This is a genomic window from Salinicola tamaricis, assembly GCF_003006155.1.
GTDB classification, from domain to species: Bacteria; Pseudomonadota; Gammaproteobacteria; order Pseudomonadales; family Halomonadaceae; genus Salinicola; species Salinicola tamaricis.
The window spans coordinates 2,781,515-2,800,073 of the sequence record NZ_CP023559.1 but is presented as its reverse complement, the minus strand read 5'-3'; the positions used below and the strand labels follow the sequence as shown (position 1 = coordinate 2,800,073).

Below are 18,559 nucleotides of genomic sequence, written 5' to 3'. Positions count from 1 at the left end.
GTTGACGCCGCCTTGCCGGCGCGTCTTCGCCGAGCGCTTCGTACGTACCCACCGTCACCGATCGTATGCCCGCCGGCCGGCGCGCGAATGCCACCGCGCCGCCATCATCCGGGGCCGCCAGGAGAAGTCGCAGTGTCCACTCAAGGATTCGAAGTTCGCCTCTCGTCCAACCCGCTCGATGCCAACCTGCGCAACGAGATTCTTGCCAATCCGGGCTTCGGCCGCTTCTTCACCGATCATATGGTGCACGTACGCTGGACCAAGCAGGACGGCTGGCAGCGCGGCGAGATTCGCCCCTATGGGCCGCTGCTGATCGACCCCGCCTCGCCGGTACTGCACTACGGCCAGGAGATCTTCGAGGGCATCAAGGCCTACCGCCACGCCGACGGCTCGGTGTGGACCTTCCGCCCGCAGAAGAACGCCGCGCGCTTCCGCGCCTCGGCGCGTCGCCTGGCGCTGCCGGAGCTGGACGACGAGACCTTCCTCGGCTCGCTCGAAGCGCTGGTCTCGCAGGACGCCGCCTGGGTGCCGACACCGCAGAACGACAGCGAAGAGTGCAGCCTCTACCTGCGCCCGTTCATGATCGGTAACGGCAAGTCGCTGGGCGTGAAGCCGGCCGCCGAGGTCGACTACTACCTGATCGCCTCGCCGGCGGCCTCCTACTTCAAGGGCGGCGGCAAGCCAGTCTCGATCTGGCTCTCCTCCCACTACAAGCGCGCCGCCCCCGGCGGGACCGGCTTCGCCAAGTGCGGTGGCAACTATGCCGCCTCGCTGCTGGCCCAGGCCGAAGCCGAGGAGCACGGCTGCGCCCAGGTCGCCTTCCTCGACGCCGCCGAGAACAAGTGGATCGAAGAGCTGGGCGGCATGAACCTGTTCTTCGTCTACCGTGACGGCCGCCTGGTCACCCCGGCGCTCAGCGGCACCATCCTCGAGGGCGTGACCCGCGATTCGATCCTCGAACTGGCACGCGATGCCGGCCTCACCCCGGAAGAGCGCCAGATCAGCATCGACGAGTGGCGCGACGGGGTCGCCAGCGGCGAGATCACCGAAGTGTTCGCCTGCGGCACCGCGGCGGTGATCACCCAGATCGGCGAGCTGGTGAGCGAAAACGAGCGTATCGCCACCCCGCCGGTGGAGGGTGAAGCGGTCAGCGCCCAACTGCGCAAGCGCCTGCTCGACATCCAGTACGGCCGCAGCGAAGACACCCGCGGCTGGCTGGTGCGTCTGGCCTGATCGCGTCCTGGCGCGAAGCGGGCTCGGTATCCATTTTTACGATCGACAAAATCTTCGAGGAGAGCCCTATGTTCAGCCATATCATGATCGGCAGTAACGATATCGATCGCGCCCAGCGCTTCTACGACGAAGTGCTCGGCGTACTCGGCGCGCAAGCCGGCAAGCGCTTCGAGTACGACGGACTGCAGCGTCTGTCCTATCGCCATGACGGCAACGTCTTCGTCGTCACCGAACCGATCAACGGCGAACCCGCTACCGTGGGTAACGGCGATACCCTGGGCTTTACCTGCAGCTCTCAGGAGCAGGCGCAGCGCTTCCACGACACCGCGGTCGCGCTGGGCGCCACCTCGATCGAGGACGAACCGGGGGTGCGCCAGACGCCGATGGGCGAACTCTTCCTCGCCTATGTACGCGACCCCGATGGCCACAAGCTCTGCGCCATGTATCCGCTCGAATCCGCGGCCTGATAGGCTGCCTGTCGACGTCGCGCTCGGGCGCGGCGTCGACCCTCTCACCCTGTTATCGGAGGAGTACATGAAACCAGTCATGATCGTGACCGGTGCCGGCCGCGGCATCGGCGCCGCCACCGCCCTCATGGCCGCCCAGAAGGGTTATGCCGTGGCCGTCAACTACCGCAGCGACAAGGCCTCCGCGGACAAGGTGGTCGCCGAGATCGAAGCCGCCGGTGGCCGCGCCATCGCCGTCCAGGCCGATGTGGTCGACGAAACCGCCATCGTCGCCATGTTCGAGACCGTCGACCGTGAACTGGGCCGGGTCGACGTGCTGGTCAACAACGCCGGGGTGGTCGACCAGATCAGCCGCGTCGATGAGATGAGCTTCGCGCGTGTCGATCGCATGATGAAGATCAATGTGGTCGGCCCCTTCGTCTGCGCCCGCGAGGCGGTCAAGCGCATGTCCACCCGCCACGGCGGCAACGGCGGCGCGATCATCAACGTCGGCTCGGCCGCCTCGCACCTCGGCGGTGCCGGCGAATACGTCGACTACGCCGCCTCCAAGGGCGCCATCGACACCATGACCGAGGGTCTGGCCAAGGAAGTCGCCGGCGAGGGCATCCGCGTCAATACCGTGCGCCCCGGGGTGATCCGCACCACCATTCACGCCAGCGGTGGCAACCCGGACAAGCCCGATGTCGCCGGTGAGGTGATTCCGATGGGCCGGATCGGCGAGCCGGAAGAGATCGCCAACGCGGTGCTGTGGCTGGCCGAAGCCGGGTTCACCACCGGGGCGCTGGTCGACGTCGACGGCGGCGTCTAGTCCTCTATCGATTGGCTGCGCGTCGCCCATGCGGCGTTGAATCCAGCTTCGCGGTGCGCATTGAAGATCCCTCAACTGCGCTCGCTTAGCTGGATTCGCCTTGCTTGAAACTCGCTCGCGCAATCGCACGGGTTCGTGTGAGGCCACCCATCTCGCCGCTTACAGCTCCCCGAAGGGCATTTATGACCAAAGTCGACTTCTACATCCTTCAGGACACCACGCTGGAGGCGCGTTTCGATTTCGCCTGCCGTCTGGCGGAGACGATCTACCGCAAGGGGTATCGCCTGCATGTGCATACCCAGGACGAGGCGATGGCGCGCCAGTTCGACGAGCATCTGTGGAAATTCCGCGACGAGAGCTATGTGCCGCATGCGGTGGTAGGCGACGACGTCGGGCCGGTGCCGCCGGTGAGCATCGGCTGGCAGGCTGCCCCGGAACCCGGGGTGGCAGGCGCTGCTCAACCTCCACGACGACATTCCCGAGTGGTTCTCCCGGGTCGAGCGTGTCGCCGAGATCATCAACCAGCACCAGGACGTGTTGCGCACCAAGCGCCCTGCTGGAAGACTTACAAGGACCGCGGCTACCGGGTCGAAGCGCACAAGCTGTAAGCGTCGCGACACCTACTGCCGCGTGTACACGGACACCGCCCCCCGCGCGGATGCGAACCTGACGCGCTCGCCTCTCAGCAGGTATAATCCTCGCCATTTCGTCACGCCGCCCGCCTCCACAGGCGCCGCGTGCCCGCCATCGTTTGCCGAGTCAAGAAGCCGCCATGGACAAGACGTACCAACCCGATCAGATCGAAACCCGCTGGTATCAACGCTGGGAAGGGGATGGCCACTTCGCCCCCAGCGGCCAGGGCGAGCCGTCTCGATCATGATCCCGCCGCCCACACGCCACCGCAGCCTGCACATGGGGCACGCCTTCCAGGACACCATCATGGACACGCTGACCCGTTGGCGGCGGATGCGCGGCAACACCCTGTGGCAGGTGGGCACCGACCATGCCGGCATCGCCACCCAGATGCTGGTCGAGCGCAAGGTCGCCGCCGAGGAAGGCAAGAGCCGCCACGATCTCGGGCGCGAGGCGTTCACCGACAAGATCTGGGAGTGGAAAGCGGAGTCCGGCGGCCATATCACCCGTCAGCTACGGCGCATGGGTGCCAGCGTCGACTGGAGCCGCGAACGCTTCACCATGGATGACGGCTTCTACCAGGCGGTGCAGGAAGTCTTCGTGCGTCTGCATGAAGAGAAGCTGATCTACCGTGGCAAGCGCCTGGTCAACTGGGACCCGACCCTGCACACCGCAATCTCCGATCTGGAGGTGGAGAACCGCGAACAGCAAGGCCAGTTCTGGCACTTCCGCTATCCGCTCGCCGACGGCGTCACCACCGCCGATGGCAAGGACTACGTGGTGGTCGCCACCACCCGTCCGGAAACCCTGCTGGGTGACACCGGGGTGGCGGTCAACCCGGAAGATCCGCGCTACGCCTCGCTGGTCGGCAAGTTCATCGAGCTGCCGCTGGTCGGCCGTCGCATCCCGGTGATCGCCGACGAGCACGCCGACATGGAGAAGGGCTCGGGCTGCGTCAAGATCACTCCGGCCCACGACTTCAACGACTACGAAGTCGGCAAGCGCCACGACCATGCGCTGATCAACGTCTTCTCCAAGGATGCCACCATCCTCGAACGCGCCGAGGCGTTCGATCTCCAGGGTCAGCCGCGGGACGATGTCGATCTCAGCCTGCCCGCCGCCTATGCCGGGCTCGGTCGCTTCGAGGCGCGCGAGCGCATCGTCGCCGACATGGAGGCCGCCGGGCTGCTCGAACGGATCGAGACGATCAGCAACACCCTGCCCTACGGCGACCGCTCCGGTGATGTCATCGAGCCGCTGCTCACCGATCAGTGGTTCGTCGCGGTGGAGCAACTGGCCAAACCGGCCATCGCCGCGGTGGAGAACGGCGATATCCAGTTCGTGCCCAAGAACTACGAGAACATGTACTTCGCCTGGATGCGCGACCTGCAGGACTGGTGCATCTCGCGTCAGCTGTGGTGGGGCCACCGTATTCCGGCCTGGTACGACGCCGAAGGCAACGTCTATGTGGCCCGCAATGAGGAGGAGGCGCGCGCCAAGCACGGCCTCGGCGCCGAGGTCGCGCTCACCCAGGACGAGGACGTGCTGGATACCTGGTTCAGCTCGGGCCTATGGACCTTCGGCACCCTGGGCTGGCCGGAGAAGACCCCGGAACTGGCGACCTTCCACCCCACCAGCGTGCTGGTGACCGGTTTCGACATCATCTTCTTCTGGGTCGCCCGGATGATCATGATGACGTTGAAGTTCACCGACGAGGTGCCGTTCAAGACCGTCTATGTGCATGGCCTGGTGCGCGACAGCCAGGGCCAGAAGATGTCGAAGTCCAAGGGCAACGTACTCGATCCGATCGATCTGATCGACGGTATCGACCTCGAGACCCTGGTGGCCAAGCGTACCGGCAACATGATGCAGCCGCAGAAGGCGCGCGCCATCGAGAAGGCGACCCGCGCCGAGTTCCCGGAGGGCATCGAGGCCCACGGTACCGACGCCCTGCGCTACACCTTCCTCTCGTTGGCCACCACTGGCCGTGACATCAAGTTCGACATGGGCCGCCTGGATGGCTACCGCAACTTCTGCAACAAGCTGTGGAACGCCTCGCGCTATGTGCTGATGAACGCAGAGGGCGAGGATGTCGGTCTCGACGACGCCCCGGTGGCGCTGTCGCTGGCCGACCGTTGGATCGTCTCGCGCCTGCAGCAGACCGAGACCCAGGTCACCAACGCCCTCGCCGAGTACCGCTTCGATCACGCCTCCCAGGCGCTATACGACTTCGTCTGGAACGAGTACTGCGACTGGTACCTGGAGCTCTCCAAGCCGGTGCTGTGGGACGACGCCGCGGCGCCGGAGGCCAAGCGCGGCACCCGGCGTACCCTGGTTCGCGTGCTGGAGACGGTACTGCGTCTGGCGCACCCGATGATGCCGTTCATCAGTGAAGAGATCTGGCAGCGCGTGGCGCCGCTGGCCGGCACGGCCGCTGACGAGAATGCCAGCCTGATGACCCAGCCGTGGCCGGAGGCCGACGCCTCGCGTATCGACGAACAGTCGATCCGCGACATCGAGTGGCTCAAGGGCGTGATCGTCGCCGTGCGCAACATTCGCGCCGAGATGAACATCGCCCCCGGCAAGCCGCTGGAAGTGCTGCTGAGCAAGGGCGACGCTAGCGACCGCGAGCGCCTCGAGGCCAATCGGCTGTTCCTGGCCAAGCTGGCCAAGCTGGCGAGCGCCGACTGGCTCGACGACCCGGCCCAGGCGCCGCTGGCCGCGACCCAGCTGGTGGGCGACATGGAAGTGCTGGTGCCGATGGCCGATCTGATCGACAAGGAGGCCGAACTGGCACGGCTGGCCAAGGAGATCGACAAGCAGGACAAGCTGATCGTCGGTATCGAGAAGAAGCTCTCCAACGACAGCTTCGTGGCCAAGGCCCCGGAGGCGGTGGTCGAGAAGGAGCGCGGCAAGCTCAATGAGTATCTGGCAACGCGCCAGCATCTGGTCGAGCAGCGCAACAAGATCGCCGAACTCGACGGCTGATCGCCCCACCCTGACTGCCGCCCTTGCCGGCGGCCTGCAGTGACGCCAGCGGCCCCGTCAGATGACGGGGCCGCTGGCTTTAGAGCCCACCTGACGATGGGCGCCGGGGGCAGGGCAAAGCGAGGGTCCTTTGCCAGGGATGGCAAAGGTAGCGCCCAGGGAGGGTTCACAGCGCCCTCGCGGCGCCCTGCTCGGATAAGCCCATGTATATAGAGGTTTAGGGTGGCCCTGAGTGCGGCTCTGTAGCAGTTTCGGGACTGCCTGGCCGCGACGTCTGCCATCGAAAGATGTCAGGGAAAAGTCTGCGGGGTTAAGAAACATTGTTTCTTATGCTGAGCTTAACTTAAAATGACCGCCTTACCGCTTCTTGCAACGCCATCCGGCAAGGCTCGTTCATGACCCGTCTCCGACTCGACCTCAAACGTATCGTCGCCTTCAACGTCACCGGCCTGCTGCTGCTGCTGAGCTGGGCCTGGCCCCACGGCGTGCTGTGGAACGATCTCGACGATCGCATCTTCTGGTTCTTCAACGCCCTGATCACGCCCGAGCCCAACTGGTGGGACGACACCCTGGCGATCCTCAACCATCGCGCCTTCGACATGATCTCGCTGGCGATCATGGGCCTGCTGTTCCTGTGGGCGATGCTTCGCGATCCGCATCCTCAGCGTCTGACACGCTGGATCGGTATCGGCGTGACCATGGTGCTCACCGCCGGCGTGCTGGCGCTGTTCACCACCAAGGGCATCAGCTATGGCCATCCCAGCCCGACCCGCTTCTTCGCCAACGCCATGCGCCTGACCGACGTGGTCTCGATTCCGACCAAGGATTCGGCATCGAACAGCTTCCCGGGCGACCACGGCCTGATGCTGATGGTGTTCGCCGGCTTTATGCTGCGCTTCGCCGCGCGCCGCATCGCCCTGCTCAGCGTGGCCTTCGTGGTGCTGCTGAGTGCCCCGCGCATCATGGTCGGCGCGCACTGGTTCAGCGATGTCTACATGGGCGCGCTGAGCATCGCCCTGATCGCCCTGCCCTGGGTGCTGTGCACGCCGCTGGCAGCGGCCTCCGCCGGCCGGGTACAGCGCGCGCTGACGCGCTGGCTGCCACAACGCCTGCACCTGGGCTGAGGCTATAGTTCCTCCGATTGCAGCGCATCCTTCACCCCGCGCGAGAGCCGCACGGCATTGCGCGAGTTGGCGCTCTCGATATGCCCTTCGGCGACCACCTGATTGCGCCCGGCCGACTTGGCGGCATACAGCCGCCGGTCGGCCAGTTCGATGATGCTTTGCAGTTGCCCACCCTCGTCGGCACAGGCGATCCCCATCGACAGCGTCACCGGCATCAGCTGGCCGCCGAACTGGCAAGGCCGCCGCGCCAGCCGCACGCGGATGCGCTCGGCGACCGTCACCGCCTCTGGGATACTGGTCTCGGGCAACAGCAGCAGGAACTCCTCACCGCCGACGCGCCCGACGTCATCCTCGCCGCGCAGCGCATCGCTGAGCACGCCGGCCAAATGGTGCAGCACCGCATCGCCTGCGGTATGGCCGAAGTTGTCGTTGATCTCCTTGAAGTGATCGGCGTCAACCAGGATCATCGCGAACGGCATCTGCTGGCGCCAGTAGGTAGAAGCCTTCTCGAAGATGGCACGGCGATTGAGCACCAGGGTCAGCGAATCGTGCATGGCGTCGCGGCGATAACGGTACTCGTGGCGATCGGTAATCGTCAGCATACGCAGGATCACCGCGCACAGCATGACGAAGACCCCCACCAGCACGATGTCCGCCAGCAGATGATCGCGCGGGCTCAATGGCAGCGAATTGAGCCAGGGCAGATCCTCGACGCCCAGCGCCAACACCGCCAGTCCGGCGGTCCAGAGCAGCTTGGTCCGTCGGCGCAGATCGGAGAGCATCAACTCCACCTCGGCGAACAGCAGGCAGTAGACGACACTGTTGGCGCTGCCCGTTACCCAGGCGCCATAGAGCAGCAGCAAGAGGAAGGCGCTCAGCTTCACCCCTAACGCCAGCGCTACCCAGAGTTGGCGGTGCAGGCGCAGCGCCAGCGCATAGGCGAGCACACAGACGAGATTCAGATGCCCCAGGACCTGATACCCGAGCAGATAGAGCCAAGGCGCGACGAGAGCCTGCAGGCAGAGCGCCAGCAAGTAGATTTCGGCCATGATCTCGAAACTGCGGCGGCGCTCTACCGGCAGACTATCAGGGGGACGCGTGACGCGCCGCCAGAGATGGAAGAGATAGCGGCTAGGCATGATGATAGGCTCGCAATCTTGTTATTAGCTCGGCGCGGGTACGGCGCGCACCCGAAAATCGGTGTCGGCCGAGTTTGAAGCGCGGGAACGTGAAAGCACAAGAGTATCGCTTTTTTTAACTTCAAATAACATTCGAATTTGCCGATTTAATTTGTAAGCCAATGACGACATTGATGGCATTAACTTTCTATTAACAAACTCTGATACTCTCAACGGCCGCGGGGCCGGCCATCGACCCCGCATCGATCTCTCCCTCCCTGAAAAAAGGACTCGCTCAGCCATGCGCTTCATGCACAACGACGATCTGGGTAAACTTCTTCTACGACTCTGTGTGGGGATTCTGATCCTGCTTCACGGCCTGCACAAGCTCATGGACCCCGCCAGTCTCAACGGTATCGCCCACCAGCTGGCGCAGATGGGCGTGCCCTCCTTCGTCGCCTATGGGGTCCTGGTAGGTGAAATCATCGCACCACTGATGGCGATCGTTGGCTGGCAGGCACGTCTGGGTGGGATGCTGATGGCGATCAACATGCTGGTCGCCATCGTTCTGGTCCATCTATCGCAGCTATACAGCCTCAATGGCCAGGGGGGCTGGACACTGGAGCTGCAGGGAATGTTCCTCGGCGCCGCGCTGGCAGTGATGTTCCTGGGAAGCGGGCGGATGGCCTTCAAGCCTGACTGAAGATTGCCGCTTTTTGCTGCCTTTGTAGTGCCTTGCAGGTGGCCATTTTTTATTTTAATAAAATCTAATACTGAAGATGGCGTTTATTCTACGCCCAGTCGAGCTGCACCAGACGCTGTGCCATCAGCTCGGGAAAACGCTTGAACCAGCGCTGATTGAGCGGTGACGGATGCGGTAGTGGTGCCAGCGTGAAGGCACGTTCGTGACCGCCCGGCAGGCGCAGCTCGACCTGATGCAGCGTCGCGAAGCGATCCTCCCGCGCCCAGAAAGCGTCGAGCGCCGCGCGCACCTCGCGCGGCTGCCCGATGCCGAACCACAAGAAGGCTTCCCGCCCCAGTGTGATGATTCGCTCGCCTTGCCAGCAGGTATCGAGCAGCTGCGCCATTAGCGGTTGGAAGCGGCGCTTGACCGCCATCGACCACGCCTTGTTGCCCTGCGGCTTGTAGGGCACGGTATTGATCCAGAACAGTTCGCGGCCGATCGCTAGAGACGCCTCGAGATCCGGCAGCGGCTCATGGTAGCGGTGCCGGTAGAGTTCGCCTCGCACCTTCTGCCCCCCGGCACCGACGAACGGCTCTCCGGTCTCGACCTCGCGGGTCCCCGGGTCACGGCCGAAGATCGCTAGCGACGCATCGCACGGGCCGAGCCCCACGATCGGCTCGCAGGGGTCGCGTCCAAAGCGCGCATAGGTATCGCGATCCAGGCGCTCGAGCTCGGCCGCCTCCCGGCGCAGGGCGGCCTCGATTGTCGCCGGCAACGATACTGGCCAAGCGTTCTCGCCCATACAGCCTCCTGGCTGGTTCCTGTCTGTGCCCCGGCGGGTTCAATGCTCAACCGGTGGAAAAATTGAGCACCAACAACCCGGCGTTGAGATAGCCCGCGAAACTGACCCAGATCAGGTAGGGCAGCAACAGCACCACCGCCAGTCGCGAGTAGCGAGAGAAGGTCACCAGCGTCCATACGATCAGCCCCCACATCAGCAGCAGATCGAGCAGTCCCACCAACATCCAGTGGGCGCCGAAGAACAGCCACGACCACAGCGCGTTGGCGACGAGCTGGGCGACGAACGGGATCAGGGCCCGGCGTCGCTGCCCAGGTGGTGCCACCAGCGTGACCCGCCAGGCGGCCACCGCCATCAGCAGATAGAGTAGCGTCCAGGCCACCGGAAAGAGCCAGTCCGGGGGCGTCAGCGGCGGTTTGGTGAGTGCTGCGTACCAGGGGCCGGGCGGCGTCAGAATGCCGCTGCTGGCGGCGAGCGCCACCAGCAGCAGCCAGCCGAGAAAGATCGCGAACGAGCGATTCATGCGACTTACCAGGAGCCGGTGTTTTCCATCGACGCCCAGGGCTCCTGCGCCGGCTTCGGCTCGCCCTTCTGCAGCAGTTCGATGGAGATACCGTCAGGCGAACGCACGAAGGCCATATGGCCATCCCGCGGCGGGCGATTGATGGTCACGCCATTGCTCTGGAGCTTGTCGCACAGCGCATAGATGTCGTCGACACGGTAGGCCAGGTGGCCGAAATTGCGCCCACCGGTGTAGGTCTCCGGGTCCCAGTTGTAGGTCAGCTCGACCATCGGAGACTGTTCCGCTTCGGCGCGCGGCCGGTCGTTGGGGGTGGCGAGGAAGACCAGCGTGAAACGGCCCTTTTCGCTCTCCTTGCGCGATACCTCCTCGAGGCCGAGCAGGTCGCAATAGAAGTGCAGCGAGGCATCGAGATCCGACACGCGCACCATCGTGTGCAGGTATTCCATGGGAATCTTCCTGATTCGTCAGTGAGTTGAACCGTTTCATGGTAGACCAGGAACGCGCGGCGGTGAATGCCGCGCCCGCTTCTTGCGGCTTCCTCCCCAGCGCCGCTGATCGCGCACTCGACGCCCCCGCGCGGCTCGCACACAATTCAGCCATCCCTATCGAGGAGTAAGCATGGATTCGCTGACACAAGCCTGCCTGGGCGCCGCCGTCGCCGGTGTGGTCATGCCGCGCCTGGGGCGCCGCGCGCTGCTGCTGGGCGCGGCGCTGGGTTCCCTGCCCGATCTGGACGTGGCGATCGACTACGGCGACGCCGTGGCCGACTACACCCGCCACCGTGGCTTCAGCCACTCGCTGCTGGTGCTCACCGCGCTGGCTACGCTGCTGGCGGGGTTGGCCAGCCGCTGGCGGCGTAGCCGCGAGATCGCCTCCTTCACCCACTGGTGGTGGCTGTTCGCGCTCTGCCTGCTGACCCACCCGCTGCTCGACGCTTTCACCACCTACGGCACTCAACTGCTGTGGCCGCTGCCGCTGCCACCGGTGAGCTGGCACAGCCTGTTCATCATCGACCCCGCCTACACGCTGCCGCTGCTGATCGGGGTGATCGTGTTCGCCATCCGCCCGCGGCGGCGCCCGCTGAGCATCGCGCTGGGGCTCTCCTGCGCCTACATCGGCTTCAGCCTGGGCGCCCAGGCGTTCGTCGAGTCACGGGTCAAGAGTGCCCTGGCCGCCCGCGGCCTGGCGCAGGCACCCATGCTGGTGCAGCCGGCACCGTTGACCACGCTGCTGTGGCGGGTGACGGTGATCGATCAGGGTCAGGCGCTGGAGGGCTGGGTGGGGCTGCTGGACGGAGACGCGCCGGTGACGCTGAATTCCTGGCCGCTAGGCGACAACACCTGGAGACAGGCCGCGCTGGCCACCGCGGATGGCCAGCGCCTGGCCTGGTTCAGCGGGCCTTTCCTGCGCTACGACGTGATCACGTCAGACGCCCAACCGCACCTGACTGCCACCGATCTGCGTCTGGGCATCCCCGGCCTGCATCCGTTCGTCTTCACCCTCGCCGCCCGCGATGCCACCGGCAACTGGCACCCCGTGCCCAGCGTGCGCGAAAGCCAGGGGCGCCCCGAGCGCGCGCTGCTCGAACGTCTGCTGGCGCGGGTGGTCGATACCAGCGTCGAACCGGTTCTCCCTCCTCGCGACATGGCGGATGGGCCTGGATAGCATTCGCCACGCCCAACGACAAGCGCCCGCCACCGTCAGGTAGCGGGCGCTTGGCCCAAGGCGATAGCGTTCTCAGCAGTGAGTGCTGACGTACTCGGCAATCGCCTGCTTGGCTTCGGCCAGGGCCGCCTGTTTCTGGCCGTCACCCATGTTGAGGCCTTCGGCATAGATGGCATGGACATCCTGGATGCCGATCAGCCCCAGCATGTGGCGCAGGTGCGGCGTCTGCGAATCCATCTCGGTGCCAGCGTACTGGCCGCCGCGCGCCGCCAGGATCAGTCCTGACTTGCCTTCGAGCAGGCCTACCGGGCCATTTTCGGTGTACTTGAAGGTCTTGCCCGCGCGCAGGATACGGTCGAACCACGCCTTGAGCTGGCTGGGGATGCCGAGATTGTAGAGCGGTACTGCGAGCACGATCAGGTCGGCGGCCTCGACCTCGGCCAGCAGCACGTCGGAGTGGCCCGCAAGGGCGACCTGCTCCGGGGTGCGCGCACTGGGCTCGGTCATCCAGCTACCCATCTCTTCGCCGCTCAGGTGCGGTAGTTCACTTGCGACCACGTCACGCTCGACCAGCGCGACATCGCGCCCTTCGAGTGCGGACTTGAAAACCGCGGCGAGGCCGCGAGACTGGCCATTCTCGCCGAACAGCGAGCTGGTGATCAGCAGGATGCGTTGTGTCATGGACGAAGCTTCCCTAGCAGAGGGTGAAGGTTTGGCGCGTAGAGGTGAAGCCCACCGCCCAAGGCGGCGGGTGAACGCTGACCACCATTATTCATTGTGGTTTTTGAAATAAAAACCGCGAATATTGGCACAAACCATTCGATTAAATTGCTCAAATGTTAGCGCTTGGCCTCGACACCCTGCCCGCAACCCTGCCACTCGTGGCGCCCGTAGCGCAGGGTCACCTTGACCGGCCATGGCTGCCCGCTCATGTCGTCGAAGCAGGCGCCGGCGCGCAGATCCATTTCCAGCGGCCGACGCCCGCTGTCGCTGACCAGCACCATGCGGGCATCGCTGCCGTTCTTCACCGAGGCCACGCGGGTAGCGGAAGGTATCGGTCGCCTGGCCGTAATCGGACACCAGCGTCAGGGTGGTGGTCTGACGGTCCAACGAGACGTTCCAGCCCGGCTCGTTGCCGCTGGCGTAGAAGATGCTCTGCGGATGCGCCCGGCGCGTGGTGGTCGCGCGTTCGCTAGCCAGCGCGCAGACCAGCTGGCCATGGTCGCTCTCGACCCGGGCATCGCGACCATGACGCTCGAAGGCGACCCCGCCGAGCACGTAGCGCTCACCATCGGTCGCCACCGCACGCTGCAGTTCGGTGCTGCCGAGGGCAGTCCACAGGCGCAGGCGCTTGGCGTCCGGCGTGGTGGTCACCAGATTCTGCGACGGCGTACAGCGCCAGGCGCTGAAGCGCTCGCCGCCATCGGCGAAGAAGGCACTCGGCAGCAGCGGCGACTGCGGCGCGTCGGCCGCCTTCGGGCTATCGACACCGGTACCCCCGCCAGCGCCCGACCCACCCGATGTCGGCTGGACACCACCGGCACAGCCGGTGGCCAGCGAAGCGAGCAGAAGCGTGGCGGCGAGCCTGGGCGCGCGGGCGACGTCAGGGCGCGATGCAGAGCACGGCGAAAAGCGACGAGAGGCGCAGAAGACATGAGCGAGTTCCCGAATATGGTTGTCTGAGAGCGATTGGCTGAGAGCGATTGGCTGAGAATGTTTGACTGAGAATGATTGGCTGACAACAGCGCGCCGTTGGACGATAAAAAAAGCGCCGCGAGCGAACTCACAGCGCGTGACGAAGACTACCATGTGCAGCGCGGCCGACGCAGGTCCTGCCAGCGCGCCAAGCGCAGGCGCTTGCCCATCTGTCCGAGCGCATCGCGGTCGAGTGCGCCTTGCCAATAGGCCTCGACGGCCCTCTTCAGTTCGCGGTGGGCGCCGATCCGCGGATAGCCGAGCGGGTGAACCTGGCTCGTGATGGGTAGGGTCTGTGTGCATTAGCGGGTAACATCGGGGGCCGACGGCCAGACGTGCAGTCTCGCCACGCCCTCTCCCTGGATCAAACGCGCTTTCTCAATCCCTGACGTGAACAATATTCATAGCATGCTCGAACTTCGCCACCTCCGTACGCTGATCGCCCTGCGAGATACCGGCTCGCTGGTCGAGGCGGCGGAGCGTGTTCATCTCACCCAGTCGGCGCTGTCGCACCAGATCAAGGATCTGGAGTCGCGCCTGGGCATGCCGCTGTTCGCGCGCAAGACGCGCCCGGTCGCCTTCACCCGCGCCGGCGAGCGGCTGCTGACCCTGGCCGAGCAGGTGCTCCCGCAGCTGCGCCTGGCCGAGCGCGACCTCGCCCGCCTCGCCGGGCACGAGCAGGGCCGCCTGCACATGGCGATCGAGTGCCATAGCTGCTTCCAGTGGCTGATGCCCACGGTCGACCACTTCCGCGATCACTGGCCCGAAGTAGAAGTGGACATCCCCAGCGGGCAGAATTTCGACCTGCTGCCGGCGCTGGTGCGCGAAGCGCTCGATCTGGTGATCACCGACAACCCCGAGCCGCTGCCCGGCATCCACTATGCCCCCCTGTTCCGCTACGAGGGGCTGCTGGCGGTGGCCAAGCAGCACGCCCTGGCCGGGCAGAGCTGGGTGGAGCCGCCGGATCTGGCCGCCGAGACGCTGATCGTCTACCCCATCGACCACTCGCGGCTGGATATCTTCACCCAGTTCCTGGAGCCGGCGGCGATTCGCCCGCGCGAGATCCGCAGCGCCGAGCTGACGGTGATGATGATGCAGCTGGTGGCCAGCGGGCGTGGCGTCTGCGCCCTGCCCAACTGGGCCCTGACCGAGTATCTGGAGCGCGACTACGTCAAGGCGCTGCCGCTGGGCAAGGGAGGGGGTGTGGAGCACGCTCTACGCAGCGGTTCGCGACAACGACCGGGCGCTGCCGTGGATGGAGGATTTCATTCGCACCGCGCGGGAATACCTCTTTCGCGGTGCTGAGCGGCATCAAACCGGCCTGGCGGTTATCAGCGGCGCTCACTGAGCGCCGTCGTCGAAATTGAGCGGACTGATCGATTCACGCGCGTGCAGCGGCAGCAGCAGACTGAAACGCGCCCGCCCAGGCGCTCGCTGCGGTCCACCACCACGTTGCCACCGTGCCACGCCATGATCTTCTGCACGATCGACAGCCCCAGGCCATAGCCGCCGGAGCGTCGCGTGCGGCTGTCATCGAGCCGTGCAAAGGGCTTGAAGATGGCGATACGATCCTTCTCCGGCACGCCGGGGCCGTCGTCCTCGACATCGATACGGATCGCGCGTGGCTCACGGTGGATCTTGACGCAGACCTGGGTCTCGGCGTGGCGGCAGGCGTTGGCGACCAGGTTCTGCACCGCCCGCTGCAGATAGCGCGGCTCCGCCTCCACCTCCAACTCCTCGCCGTCGACCACCGTCAGCGTCAGATGCGGATGCAGCGGGCTTAATATCTCCAGCACCCGCCACGCCAGCGCGCGGCACTCCAGACTTTCGGTCTTGAGCGTCACGCCCTGGGCGTTCTCGCTGTCGAGCTTGGCATAGGTGAGGATCTCATCGATCAGACGATCGAGCTCGGAGATATCCTCGTCGATGCCCTCCAACTGCTTGCGCGCATGGCCCTCGCCGTAGAGATCCTCGAGCATCTGCACCGCGAAGCGGATACGCGCCACTGGCGTGCGCAGCTCGTGGGAGACCGCGCGGATCATCTCTGCTGGCTGCGCAACAGCGACTGCACCTGCGCCGCCATGCCGTTGAGCGCCATGCCCAGACGGCCGAGGAAATCGTTGCCATCGACCCGCACGCGAGCGTTGAGATGGCCGGCGGCGATCCGTGTCGCCGCACGCTCGAGTCGGCCGACCCGGCCCTCGACGCTCCACACGATGAGATAGATCGCCCCTGCCAAGGTGATCAACACGATGATCAACAGCGACAGCGCCAGTGACAGCGGCATCGCCTCGAAGCTGGGCAACGGGCCGATGCGCAGCCAGCGATCAGGACCGACCCGTGCGTGGATATAGAGCGCGCTCAGGCTGGAATCGAGTCGCACCACGACTTCACCGGCATCGAGCCGGGTCGCCTGGATCGGATCGACGTTGGATGGCGGATCGGCGTAGAGCCCCACCGGTACCTGGAACTGCTGCTGCACCCGATGCAGGCGCTTGGCCTGCACCTTGTCCGACTCACCGCTGAGCCAGCTGCGCAGGACCTCGGTGATGCCGCGCAGCTGCATCTCGTTGAGCGAGTTGATGCGCGCCGCCAGCACCCAGTCGGACTGCGGCACCTTGTAGAGCGAGCGCCAGCCGTCGTCGGCGGCCTCGATCACCGGGCGCTTCTCTTCCAGCCGGGCGCGCTCGAAGTAGTCGAGCGAAAGATCCTCGAGCCGAAACAGACCCAGGGGCATGCCCAGGGTCGAGGCCATCGACGCGAGCCAGTCGTCGCGCCTCTCCAGCGGCTGGCGCGAGACCAGATCGGCGAGCAGCGCCAGCGGGCCGCTGACCAGGCTTTCGCGATAGTGCTCCTGACGCACCTTGTCGACCATCAGAAAGCCGAACAGCGCCAGCCCGAAGGTGATCACCAGTGCGGCCAACAGCGCCAGGTAGAAGCGCAGAAACGTGCTGTCGGTAAGCGAACGCCGCATCGCTGCTCTCGCGGGGAATGAGGGGGTGTGTCGGCAAACGACGGTGGCCGCCAGCGCGGCCACCGTCGCGACTCAGCTATCCCTGACGAACAGGTAGCCTTTGCTGCGCACCGTCTTGATGCGGTGGGGATGATTGGGGTCGTCGCCGATCTTGGGCCGAATGCGCGATACGCGCACGTCGATCGAGCGGTCCTGACCGTCGTACTTGATCCCGCGCAGCTGTGAGAAGATCTCCTCGCGGGTGAGTACACGCCCAGCGTTGTCGGCCAGCAGCCAGAGCAGATCGAACTCGGCACTGGTGAGGTCGATACGCTGCTCCTCGAGCCAGGCTTCGCGGGTGGCGCTGTCGATCACCAGATTGTCGAAGGTCAGACGCGTGGCACCGCTCGACGACACCAGGCTGTCGGCGCGACGCATCAGCGCCCGCATGCGGGCCAATAGTACCCGCGGCTGTACGGGCTTGGGCACGTAGTCGTCGGCGCCCATTTCCAGCCCCAGCACCTGATCCATGTCGTCAGTGCGTGCGGTCAGCATCAAAATGGGGCCGGCGTAGTGCGGCCGCGCCCGACGGCAGATGGAGAGCCCATCTTCGCCGGGCAGCATCAAATCGAGGATGACCATGTCCGGTTGCTCCTCGATGATGCGCTCCACACCATGGGTGCCATCGTGCTCCAGTCCAACCTGGAAACCGTTGGCTTCCAGATATTCGCGCGTCAGATGCGCCAGCCGTTCGTCATCTTCGATGATCAGAACGCGATCTTGATGTGCAGTGCTGTCCAAGCTGTCTTCCATCCCTATGAGTTGGCCTCGAAACCCGGCCCTGCATACCACTGATTCGTTTATTGTGTGACGCGCTAAGGCATCGACCGATTGATAGTGAACGGTGAACCAAGGTGGCCTATAACGCAACGAAATCTTTAGACATGCTGCGAGGCGCCAAGCTCACTCGCCACGGGTGGTATCCGAGTATTCATGATACCTCATAAGACGCCTCTGTAACCTACTAACTCGGTTAGATAATTCGGCGTTAGTCACTATCCCGCGCACTTTCCCGAGAGAGACTTCAGCCCAATCGGTTGAGATAACGAGCAATCCTTTGATTCATTAGACTTAGGAAAAGTCCGTTTCAATCACGCGCTCATGCCCCTGCTCGGTCACGCCATTGCGCCGCGATCAGCGGCTCAGCTCGACCTTACGGGTCTTGCCAGCGCGCAGCGTTACCTGCTTGATGATGATCGGGCTACGCGACTCACCGCCGGGCAGCAGCACGCTGCCGGCCACATAAAACACCCCGGCGGGAATGCCGCGCACCAAGAAGTAGCCGTCGGCATCGGTCTTGGCGTAATGGGTGTAATCACGCGCTCGCGGATCGGCCGGCTCGATCCGGCGGCCGGACAGCGCGACATCCGCGGCCTCGGCGGCATAGCGCGTCGCTGGCGCCACCGAGATCGTCTCGTTGGCACCGACGATCGTCTGACCGCCCGGCAGGGTGTAGCTGAGCCGCCCCTGTACCGCGGCGGTGCCGTGTTTCTCGAGCTTGGCATACTCCTCGGCCGGAAACGCGATCTGACGCTTGACCACGTTATCGTCGCGGGACTGGCCGCCAAAGATATCGGGCATCTTGAAGCTGCCGGTGGAAAGGCTCTCGCACCCCGTCAGCCCCAGCATGATCAAAAGGGGCAACAGCCAGGGCCGCCACTGTGTCAGCGCCATCTTCGACTCCTTGAATGTAACGCGCGCGTTGGTGACCGGACCTTCATCACCGAGGTAAACCACGATAGACGCTTATCTTACGTCACGCCGCACTATCGCTCCGTCCGGCAGTGTCATCTTGGGTAACTCGCGAG

The 18,559-nt window shown here is 64.9% G+C and carries 18 protein-coding genes and 2 pseudogenes; 9 read left to right on the top strand and 11 right to left on the bottom strand.

The window, feature by feature from the left end:
* The first annotated feature begins 132 nt into the window (after nt 1-132).
* From CN538_RS12890 to CN538_RS12865, 6 genes and pseudogenes are all read left to right on the top strand, one after another.
* Nucleotides 133-1,233: a branched-chain amino acid aminotransferase gene (locus CN538_RS12890; protein WP_242495086.1), complete on the top strand. Its 1,101-nt coding sequence runs from the start codon at nt 133-135 to the stop codon at nt 1,231-1,233.
* A 68-nt stretch (nt 1,234-1,301) separates the two neighbouring features.
* Nucleotides 1,302-1,700, top strand: coding sequence for a VOC family protein (locus CN538_RS12885; RefSeq protein WP_106419684.1), 399 nt, complete (start codon nt 1,302-1,304; stop codon nt 1,698-1,700).
* A gap of 67 nt (nt 1,701-1,767) precedes the next feature.
* Complete coding sequence (locus CN538_RS12880) at nt 1,768-2,508, top strand: SDR family oxidoreductase (RefSeq protein ID WP_106419683.1); 741 nt, start codon at nt 1,768-1,770, stop codon at nt 2,506-2,508.
* Nucleotides 2,509-2,690: 182 nt separating this feature from the next.
* Nucleotides 2,691-3,116 (top strand): DNA polymerase III subunit chi, encoded by a 426-nt coding sequence (locus CN538_RS12875; RefSeq protein ID WP_340638114.1) that lies wholly within the window; start codon nt 2,691-2,693, stop codon nt 3,114-3,116.
* Nucleotides 3,117-3,280: 164 nt separating this feature from the next.
* Nucleotides 3,281-6,129: pseudogene (locus CN538_RS12870) on the top strand (valine--tRNA ligase).
* A gap of 395 nt (nt 6,130-6,524) precedes the next feature.
* Complete coding sequence (locus tag CN538_RS12865; protein WP_106419682.1) at nt 6,525-7,253, top strand: phosphatase PAP2 family protein; 729 nt, start codon at nt 6,525-6,527, stop codon at nt 7,251-7,253.
* A 2-nt stretch (nt 7,254-7,255) separates the two neighbouring features.
* Here CN538_RS12865 and CN538_RS12860 read toward each other — a convergent pair whose 3' ends face one another.
* The gene (locus CN538_RS12860; RefSeq protein WP_164999600.1) at nt 7,256-8,302 is read right to left on the bottom strand and encodes a GGDEF domain-containing protein; all 1,047 of its coding nucleotides are present in this window, start codon (nt 8,300-8,302) and stop codon (nt 7,256-7,258) included.
* A 370-nt stretch (nt 8,303-8,672) separates the two neighbouring features.
* Here CN538_RS12860 and CN538_RS12855 point away from each other — a divergent pair, with 370 nt between their 5' ends.
* Nucleotides 8,673-9,074, top strand: coding sequence for a DoxX family protein (locus tag CN538_RS12855; RefSeq protein ID WP_422917503.1), 402 nt, complete (start codon nt 8,673-8,675; stop codon nt 9,072-9,074).
* Between the two features lie 88 nt (nt 9,075-9,162).
* Here CN538_RS12855 and CN538_RS12850 read toward each other — a convergent pair whose 3' ends face one another.
* Genes CN538_RS12850 through CN538_RS12840 form a run of 3 tightly spaced genes read right to left on the bottom strand, consistent with a single transcriptional unit; the run spans nt 9,163 to nt 10,824 of the window.
* Nucleotides 9,163-9,858 (bottom strand): uracil-DNA glycosylase family protein, encoded by a 696-nt coding sequence (locus CN538_RS12850; RefSeq protein WP_106419680.1) that lies wholly within the window; start codon nt 9,856-9,858, stop codon nt 9,163-9,165.
* A gap of 46 nt (nt 9,859-9,904) precedes the next feature.
* Nucleotides 9,905-10,378 (bottom strand): TspO/MBR family protein, encoded by a 474-nt coding sequence (locus CN538_RS12845; protein ID WP_106419679.1) that lies wholly within the window; start codon nt 10,376-10,378, stop codon nt 9,905-9,907.
* A gap of 5 nt (nt 10,379-10,383) precedes the next feature.
* Complete coding sequence (locus CN538_RS12840; protein ID WP_106419678.1) at nt 10,384-10,824, bottom strand: VOC family protein; 441 nt, start codon at nt 10,822-10,824, stop codon at nt 10,384-10,386.
* Between the two features lie 172 nt (nt 10,825-10,996).
* Here CN538_RS12840 and CN538_RS12835 point away from each other — a divergent pair, with 172 nt between their 5' ends.
* Nucleotides 10,997-12,043 carry a metal-dependent hydrolase gene (locus tag CN538_RS12835; RefSeq protein WP_106419677.1) on the top strand — a complete coding sequence of 349 codons (1,047 nt, stop codon included), beginning with the start codon at nt 10,997-10,999 and terminating at the stop codon, nt 12,041-12,043.
* A 72-nt stretch (nt 12,044-12,115) separates the two neighbouring features.
* On the opposite strand, the gene CN538_RS12830 is transcribed toward CN538_RS12835, so the two are convergent.
* The 3 genes from CN538_RS12830 to CN538_RS12815 form a co-directional block, all read right to left on the bottom strand.
* Nucleotides 12,116-12,724: an FMN-dependent NADH-azoreductase gene (locus CN538_RS12830; protein WP_106419676.1), complete on the bottom strand. Its 609-nt coding sequence runs from the start codon at nt 12,722-12,724 to the stop codon at nt 12,116-12,118.
* An 87-nt stretch (nt 12,725-12,811) separates the two neighbouring features.
* Nucleotides 12,812-13,852 carry a hypothetical protein gene (locus tag CN538_RS19975; RefSeq protein ID WP_129591366.1) on the bottom strand — a complete coding sequence of 347 codons (1,041 nt, stop codon included), beginning with the start codon at nt 13,850-13,852 and terminating at the stop codon, nt 12,812-12,814.
* The gene (locus tag CN538_RS12815; protein WP_422917586.1) at nt 13,846-14,022 is read right to left on the bottom strand and encodes a hypothetical protein; all 177 of its coding nucleotides are present in this window, start codon (nt 14,020-14,022) and stop codon (nt 13,846-13,848) included. Before CN538_RS12815 ends, CN538_RS19975 begins: the two co-directional genes overlap by 7 nt.
* 124 nt (nt 14,023-14,146) lie before the next feature.
* Between CN538_RS12815 and CN538_RS12810 the strand changes: the two are divergent.
* A pseudogene (locus CN538_RS12810) lies at nt 14,147-15,105 on the top strand (LysR family transcriptional regulator).
* On the opposite strand, the gene CN538_RS25310 reads toward CN538_RS12810, so the two are convergent.
* The 4 genes from CN538_RS25310 to CN538_RS12795 all read right to left on the bottom strand — a co-directional run bounded on the left by CN538_RS25310 (nt 15,070) and on the right by CN538_RS12795 (nt 18,425).
* Nucleotides 15,070-15,780, bottom strand: a complete 711-nt coding sequence (locus CN538_RS25310) for an ATP-binding protein (protein ID WP_340638113.1) — start codon at nt 15,778-15,780, stop codon at nt 15,070-15,072. The pseudogene CN538_RS12810 and the gene CN538_RS25310 overlap by 36 nt on opposite strands.
* A complete protein-coding gene (locus CN538_RS25305; RefSeq protein WP_340638112.1) occupies nt 15,777-16,712 on the bottom strand; it encodes a HAMP domain-containing protein in 936 nt (311 codons plus the stop codon). The genes CN538_RS25310 and CN538_RS25305 overlap by 4 nt, the downstream gene beginning before the upstream one ends.
* Nucleotides 16,713-16,784: 72 nt before the next feature.
* On the bottom strand, nt 16,785-17,504 hold the full coding sequence (locus tag CN538_RS12800) for a winged helix-turn-helix domain-containing protein (protein ID WP_051896005.1): 720 nt from the start codon (nt 17,502-17,504) through the stop codon (nt 16,785-16,787).
* A 381-nt stretch (nt 17,505-17,885) separates the two neighbouring features.
* On the bottom strand, nt 17,886-18,425 hold the full coding sequence (locus CN538_RS12795) for a carboxypeptidase-like regulatory domain-containing protein (RefSeq protein ID WP_106419673.1): 540 nt from the start codon (nt 18,423-18,425) through the stop codon (nt 17,886-17,888).
* Nucleotides 18,426-18,559: the final 134 nt, after the last annotated feature.

What these genes read in the sequence shown, in the direction of transcription:
- CN538_RS12885 (WP_106419684.1), top strand. Translation starts at nt 1,302, where the DNA reads ATGTTCAGCCATATCATGATCGGCAGTAACGATATCGATCGCGCCCAG.
- CN538_RS12880 (WP_106419683.1), top strand. Translation starts at nt 1,768, where the DNA reads ATGAAACCAGTCATGATCGTGACCGGTGCCGGCCGCGGCATCGGCGCC.
- CN538_RS12875 (WP_340638114.1), top strand. Translation starts at nt 2,691, where the DNA reads ATGACCAAAGTCGACTTCTACATCCTTCAGGACACCACGCTGGAGGCG.
- CN538_RS12865 (WP_106419682.1), top strand. Translation starts at nt 6,525, where the DNA reads ATGACCCGTCTCCGACTCGACCTCAAACGTATCGTCGCCTTCAACGTC.
- CN538_RS12860 (WP_164999600.1), bottom strand. Translation starts at nt 8,302, where the DNA reads ATGGCCGAAATCTACTTGCTGGCGCTCTGCCTGCAGGCTCTCGTCGCG.
- CN538_RS12855 (WP_422917503.1), top strand. Translation starts at nt 8,673, where the DNA reads ATGCGCTTCATGCACAACGACGATCTGGGTAAACTTCTTCTACGACTC.
- CN538_RS12850 (WP_106419680.1), bottom strand. Translation starts at nt 9,858, where the DNA reads ATGGGCGAGAACGCTTGGCCAGTATCGTTGCCGGCGACAATCGAGGCC.
- CN538_RS12845 (WP_106419679.1), bottom strand. Translation starts at nt 10,378, where the DNA reads ATGAATCGCTCGTTCGCGATCTTTCTCGGCTGGCTGCTGCTGGTGGCG.
- CN538_RS12840 (WP_106419678.1), bottom strand. Translation starts at nt 10,824, where the DNA reads ATGGAATACCTGCACACGATGGTGCGCGTGTCGGATCTCGATGCCTCG.
- CN538_RS12835 (WP_106419677.1), top strand. Translation starts at nt 10,997, where the DNA reads ATGGATTCGCTGACACAAGCCTGCCTGGGCGCCGCCGTCGCCGGTGTG.
- CN538_RS12830 (WP_106419676.1), bottom strand. Translation starts at nt 12,724, where the DNA reads ATGACACAACGCATCCTGCTGATCACCAGCTCGCTGTTCGGCGAGAAT.
- CN538_RS19975 (WP_129591366.1), bottom strand. Translation starts at nt 13,852, where the DNA reads ATGGTAGTCTTCGTCACGCGCTGTGAGTTCGCTCGCGGCGCTTTTTTT.
- CN538_RS25310 (WP_340638113.1), bottom strand. Translation starts at nt 15,780, where the DNA reads ATGATCCGCGCGGTCTCCCACGAGCTGCGCACGCCAGTGGCGCGTATC.
- CN538_RS25305 (WP_340638112.1), bottom strand. Translation starts at nt 16,712, where the DNA reads ATGCGGCGTTCGCTTACCGACAGCACGTTTCTGCGCTTCTACCTGGCG.
- CN538_RS12800 (WP_051896005.1), bottom strand. Translation starts at nt 17,504, where the DNA reads ATGGAAGACAGCTTGGACAGCACTGCACATCAAGATCGCGTTCTGATC.
- CN538_RS12795 (WP_106419673.1), bottom strand. Translation starts at nt 18,425, where the DNA reads ATGGCGCTGACACAGTGGCGGCCCTGGCTGTTGCCCCTTTTGATCATG.